The sequence below is a fragment of the Nitrospinota bacterium genome, from assembly GCA_009873635.1.
In the GTDB taxonomy this organism is placed as follows: domain Bacteria; phylum Nitrospinota; class Nitrospinia; order Nitrospinales; family VA-1; genus LS-NOB.
On the sequence record WAHY01000016.1, the window covers coordinates 1 to 6,042 of the forward strand.

The following is a 6,042-nucleotide window of genomic DNA, read 5'->3' on the forward strand; positions in this document are numbered from 1 at the left end:
AGCATTATAAAGATTGGCACCGGTCATATCTGAATTCTTTATCCTGGAATTCACTACATTTGAACTATTTAAATGCGCATCCTTTAATATCGCACCAGATATATCCGCCCCATTTATATTCGAATAACTAAGTTTAACCCCAGATAGATTTGTATTTATTAATTTCGCATCCGTAAGATTTACACCCAACAAATTTGCATCAGTCAGGTTTGTATCCGTCAGGTTTGCTCCTGTAAGATCTGATCTTCTAAGATTCGCATCCGTTAGATTGGCACCACTCAAATCCGCTCCTTTAAGATCAAAACTAATCAATTCAATCCCTGTCAAATCACAACCTGGACACGACTTAGTATTTTCTAGTTTGGTTAAATTTGCCTGCACTTCATCGGAGTATTTGGAACAACCTGATAATGAAAGTAAGGAAATAAAGGCGAGAAAGATTGATAAATAGAAAGGCGTTTTAAGAAAAGATAACTTATCGATATAGTTAAACATTCAAAAACCTATAATGATAAAGATAAATGTCCAAATATAGGGAACCACTTGTTAATAAATACCCGACCCAAATTGATTACCTGTAAAACTTTTGGCAAGACATCTTTGCTGGAAAAAGAACACCTAAACCTTTGATATTAATTGCACTAATTTATTCATAGGACTTCCATAATTTTTGGTGGAAGTTTTGATGGTTAAAAGATTAGATATGTTGCATAACCCCTAAAATGCCATTTTCCCTTGATATGACTGGACTTGGGAAAATATGAGGTGATTTCAAGTCCCTTGCGCCTACCAATTCCGCCACCCCGGCTTAGGTGTTCGCATTTGAAAATATTCCGGCTGGAATTGGAACCGCCGGAACCCGCACGTGACGAATGTCAACAGTTTCCATTAAAAATTCCAACCGCCATCATGGCCAGTTTTTTTGATTTATGTCCCCGACCCGCATTGTATCTGCCACCATTTCCATCATAGAATGAAGTCCTCAAACCGTGTGGATGAAATTTTGATGAGAGGATCTTTACGTTGAGGGACCCTAAAAGAATTCTACAAAAACTGCTGGGTCTGGAAGTGGAGGTCGAACCTTTCGCCGAAACAGGTGAACCGCTGGAACAAACGGTCGAAACCTTTCGGGATGTGGTCAAATGCCGTAAAATTCGCGACCATGTGCGGGAACAGTTCGGCATCAACCTGGCACTTTCGCCAGAGATGTTTTACAAACTTCTCGATATCCCGCAGATCAATTATATTGAAACCACCAAACGGGACCTGGAAGTGGAAACCGTCTCTTTAAAAGATACCCGCCATCCCGATGCCCCTGTCACCATCGCGAATTTAAACTCGGTTTTGAGAGAACTATATGCCAACCTTTTTCTCTTCAAAGAACGGATCAACAAGGATTTCCCCAATGCTGTTCTAATCAACGAAATGCGCGCGGAACATATTGACCGGGTGCATCAGCTTGTCAAATCGATTTCTGTCTTGCATGGCAACCTGACCGGGTATCTGCTCACAAGCTGGAAAGCAAGCCGAATCGAAAAAGACTTCCTGTCAATGTTCCCCAATTCGACCCAGGCCCACCCTCTCAGGAGAACCTTTCCGCTCGTTGAACATGAGCTGGAACTCTATCGCGAAATCCTGAAAGCTCAAAAAAAGTGGGAACCTTTAAAGCTTAACCTGTTTTCCGTGATTCAACACCCCCACGGTATTACCGGACTGCTCGAAAATATTCAGGAAATGGGCAACCGGTTGTGGCAGATCATCTATCAGAGTTCTGAAATCCGGCAATGTGTGGAATTGGCAGGAATAGACTTTGGTGATATCGCGCCATTGTTCGACAACGAACAAGTCGCATTAAATCCTCTCGGCTAGCGGCGAACCGCCGCTGGCTACTCGCGTCGGGCCAATCCCCTCTAGCGAGGGAGGCAACGAGCAGGAATGTTAGCTGTTGTGCGAGAGATTATCTTGGCGATCTACAGACGGCGGCTCGCCGTTAGCCTTTGACCTGGAACCCTTCTACTTTATCTAATAGGAGATGTTTAACGGAGGACATTTTTTGCGCTTCCATGAGGGCATTTTTCCCCTCATCCTTGATCCGGTTGAGACGCAAATCAAGGCGCACGAGGTTGCTGAAAAGAGGCATGAATTTGGCTAAAACCAGAGCCCCCTCATCGGTGATTTCATTATCTGTAAGCACAAGGTTCTGCAGGGTCAAAAGGTTATCAGAAACCGCAATATACTTGGCCCCTTCGTTACCCAGGCGATTATAAAACATGTTCAGCGAAGTGAGGTTGACCAACACTTCAGACTGGCCGATGTATTTAGCCCCTTTGGGACCGCACAGGTTGGTTCCAAAAGCCAGGTGGGTTAGAGGACGCAAAAACTCCATACGAGCGATGTCTTTGGCTCCATATTCCTTCAAATAAGTGGCAGTAAGATCAAGGGTTTTGCCATCTTTACTCAAATTCATCCGAACAATAGATTCGGTTTCAGCCATGGCCCTGTCTTGACCCATGGCGGTCTTATTGCCACTGTAATCCATAATTACCTTTCTCCCGCAATTGATAACCCAATACCGATTTACCGGACTGGCATGTAACTTATGATGATCTATAATTATACACCGGTTTAAGTCCAGCAGGCAACCCACTGAAATTGCTTACGCCGACATGGTGAGTTGCCAATCTATACCGAAACATCCCTTTTCCGGCCTGAAAAATATTGTCGTTGTCTCGACGGCTAGTAGTGGATTTTTTGCAGAAAATATTTTAAGATGCGGTCTAAACCTCATTCAGGGAGCAGATGGCATGGCTGGACTATACAGAACCGAGACGGAAATGAGTCTGGGTAACAACGTAATCGTAACGCAAATGACCCAGGCCGTAAACTGGGCACGTAAATATTCCTTTTTTATATATCCCTTCATCACAGCATGTTGTGGAATGGAGTTCATGTCAGTAGCTGGTCCCCGATACGATCTTGACAGGATGGGTGCGGCGTTTCCCAGGTTTTCACCCAGGCAGGCCGATCTGCTGATGGTTGTAGGAACCATCAGCCACAAACAGGCCCCCATTCTCACCAAGGTCTATAACCAGATGACCGAACCCAAATGGGTGGTCGCTTATGGGGTTTGCACGGTTTCAGGTGGATTCTATGATAACTACTCCACTGTTATGGGTATTGATACCCTCATTCCAGTTGATGTCTATATACCGGGATGTCCTCCAAGACCAGAAATGGTGATCGATGCCCTGATGAAACTGCAGGATAAAGTACAAGGGGAAACTCTGGAAGACCACGTTAAGGGACCTGCTCTCGTCACACCAGCCAGCAAGCTCTAACGGCGAACCGCCGCTGGTGAATTGCAAAAAACTCTCTTTGGCAAGAAACAACGCTCTTAATGAGTCATATATCCTGATCTTTCCATTAAACAGCAACCTGCCTCTTTTCTAACCCCTGACAATAACCTCAATTCTGTATTATTAATAAATTAATTCTGTACCGGCCTCCCACTCTAACTGAAAAACAAGATGAAATCTTTTGTCGCCTCCTTATTGATCCATATTCTTTTTCCCGTAATTTCAGAAGCTAACTCCTGTAACTTACCGTGCAATGTTGCTCCCGGCTTGAAGTATAAAGACCCCTATACCCTGTCTTCGAAAAAGCACTTTCTGAAAGACTGGCCCAGTAAAGATTCATCAGGAAATGTCAACGCGGTGATTGAGATTCCCGCAGGAAGGACAGATAAATGGGAAGTGAGCAAAGAACATGGAAACTTGAAATGGGACTTCAAAAAAGGCAAACCGCGAGTTCTTAAATATATTGGATACCCGGGCAATTATGGAATGGTGCCAGGCACCCTGTTGCCGAAAGAATCCGGAGGCGATGGTGACCCTTTAGACATAATTCTGCTTGGACCTCCTCTAGAACGGGGTGAAGTCGCTTCAGCCAAACTGATCGGAGTCCTTAAACTTGACGACCATGGAGAACAAGACGACAAATTAATCGCTGTTCAATTTAATTCACCCCTTAAAAAAGCGGATTCCATTTCAGAGCTAGACGAACGTTTTCCCGGAATCACAGAAATCCTGGAACTGTGGTTCACGAACTATAAAGGAAAAATGAAATCCAGAGGGTATGGCAACCGGCAAGAAGCTGAAAAAATTCTGACAGAAGCCTCCCGCCATTATCAATCAACAGATCCCACTCCTTGATTCAAGTCTTACAAGTTAGCCTGATTCAGAATAACTCGTTCTATGCCCACCATCATATTCATTGCTCCTAACTGTTCCCTCAATAAACGGTTCTCCTCTTCCAGAGAAAGAGTCCCTTTCGGCTATAAAGCTTTTCAGGTCTTGCGAGAGGGTGTCTTTGCAGCCACCATTTTTTCCACTCTGGCGTAGCTGGTGAGCAATAACTGTTTCTACTTATTAATTCTGCTTTCGGCTTTAAGTAGAACCCATTCAGTTTCTTGAACCAACGGAAGAAATACTTTCCAACATTTTCAAGGCACCGGCTTTTTCTATTGATGTGAGTTTGGGGGAGTCTGCCATTTTCTTTATTTCGCGGCGTTTCTCTGCGACATACTTTTTAAAATCTTCTTCATCAGGTATCACCAGTTTTATTTCACCATCATCCCCTATATACCTATTCTTTAAAAACCGGAAATAGATTCCCAACCGGGTTGCTGGGTCCTTCAACCTTAATTGGTAAGTAAGGGTCATTAAAGCTTCGTGCTTACGATCTATACGATATCCTAGCCTAGTGTTATCGAGTTTGTTGAACTGCTCATCAAGAATGTAAAACGCTTTCTTGAGTAATGTGGAGTCTATATCCAATGGAGGCAGCGGAAGGATTTTCACTGCTGCAATGTCAAGCAGTAAGGATACCACACGGTCCTGTTCCCCTAGATATGCGGCTTCTAATGGGTACTTCCGGTTCAGGCGGGACACTTCACGTAACACCGGCTCAAGTTTTTTTATAGCGATGTTCAACTTCATCAGCGACTCTTCATCAAAAGGCATTAAAAACCACTGCGCTTCTTTGGGGACAATCATATCTTCTCCAATCACCGACGATTTCTCTTTTAACTGGCGGGAAAAAAACCGGTCCAATATCTCCCTGAAATCGGGGACGAAGAATTCCGTGACCGTATCAGAAAAATAAGGAAAATTTAATATCAGAAAACGCGGGTCAGATCTGATATTCAATCCATAGGCCTCTAGTTCGTTTGCTACCCCCAGAAACGGTTGGGTTAAATGAAAAGATTCATGCAAGTGCGTGGCATTGCCATACACAAGACTGTCAACCAAAACCGCGGCAGGTGAAATGCGAATCGTGTCAAAAGTGGTGTGAGCAAACTGGCCAGGACGCAACCATTCATCCGACCAAGACTGAATGATAAACTGCTTCAATATGGGTGGTGGAAGATTAGGAAAAGACTCCATCTCACGGTTAAGTGATTGTTCCATCCTTTTAATCGACTTGTCTAGCAACTTTCCCGATTCATGACAATCACCACAACCATAGGTGTTGAAACCGGGAACCGTGAAAACTATTTCTTCGTTTCCAAACTTTATTTTTTTAGAGGGACCAACAACCTCTCCCTGATTTTTTTTAGGTAAGTGTAAATTGAGTAAGCGATTTAGTTCACCAAGGCCGACTTGTTCTTCCGCTTTTAACTGAGGCGGAGAAACAAGGAGAAAATTGATAACAGCAATGAGTAATTCTTTTCTCAAGGTTTCGGCTTCTTGATGTTGAAACGTTGCCAGACACTGATCACCTTGCGTCCATTACGGTCTTCTTTGACACCATCCCAGACTGCGAATGCAACCAGAGCGGGGTCGATGCGTTTTGCGAAATCCACATCCCATTTACCGGTCTTTGGCATGTCACGAAGAAAAACCACGGTCCAGACTCCATCTTTCCATTCGCCGGAACCCTCCACATTCTGGTTTTCACCAGGTTGCGGAGTGACTGTGCCGAAACCTTCCGCGTTCAGTTCTTCAACCGGGTTCTCACCCGTGGTGTTCAGTCTGGCAACCG

The 6,042-nt window shown here is 44.2% G+C and carries 7 protein-coding genes; 3 read left to right on the forward strand and 4 right to left on the reverse strand.

What is annotated here, in order from left to right; genetic code table 11:
* Nucleotides 1-495, reverse strand: a 495-nt coding sequence (locus tag F3741_09655) for a pentapeptide repeat-containing protein (protein ID MZG31047.1), incomplete at its 3' end; no start/stop codon positions are given.
* 528 nt (nucleotides 496-1,023) lie between these two features.
* Between F3741_09655 and F3741_09660 the strand changes: the two genes are divergently transcribed.
* Entirely contained in the window at nucleotides 1,024-1,869 is an 846-nt protein-coding gene (locus F3741_09660) for a hypothetical protein (protein MZG31048.1), read from the forward strand.
* 121 nt (nucleotides 1,870-1,990) lie between these two features.
* Here the strand turns inward: F3741_09660 and F3741_09665 are convergent, their stop codons facing one another.
* Nucleotides 1,991-2,539 (reverse strand): hypothetical protein, encoded by a 549-nt coding sequence (locus F3741_09665; GenBank protein MZG31049.1) that lies wholly within the window; start codon nucleotides 2,537-2,539, stop codon nucleotides 1,991-1,993.
* A gap of 265 nt (nucleotides 2,540-2,804) precedes the next feature.
* On the opposite strand from F3741_09665, the gene F3741_09670 reads away from it, so the two are divergent.
* Nucleotides 2,805-3,338, forward strand: a complete 534-nt coding sequence (locus F3741_09670; GenBank protein MZG31050.1) for an NADH-quinone oxidoreductase subunit B — start codon at nucleotides 2,805-2,807, stop codon at nucleotides 3,336-3,338.
* 189 nt (nucleotides 3,339-3,527) lie between these two features.
* Nucleotides 3,528-4,211, forward strand: a complete 684-nt coding sequence (locus tag F3741_09675; protein ID MZG31051.1) for an inorganic diphosphatase — start codon at nucleotides 3,528-3,530, stop codon at nucleotides 4,209-4,211.
* Between the two features lie 249 nt (nucleotides 4,212-4,460).
* Here F3741_09675 and F3741_09680 read toward each other — a convergent pair whose 3' ends face one another.
* Both F3741_09680 and F3741_09685 read right to left on the reverse strand, forming a co-directional pair.
* Nucleotides 4,461-5,735: a hypothetical protein gene (locus tag F3741_09680; GenBank protein ID MZG31052.1), complete on the reverse strand. Its 1,275-nt coding sequence runs from the start codon at nucleotides 5,733-5,735 to the stop codon at nucleotides 4,461-4,463.
* Nucleotides 5,732-6,042: hypothetical protein (locus F3741_09685; protein ID MZG31053.1), on the reverse strand; the 311-nt coding region annotated here is incomplete at its 5' end. The genes F3741_09680 and F3741_09685, both read right to left, overlap by 4 nt.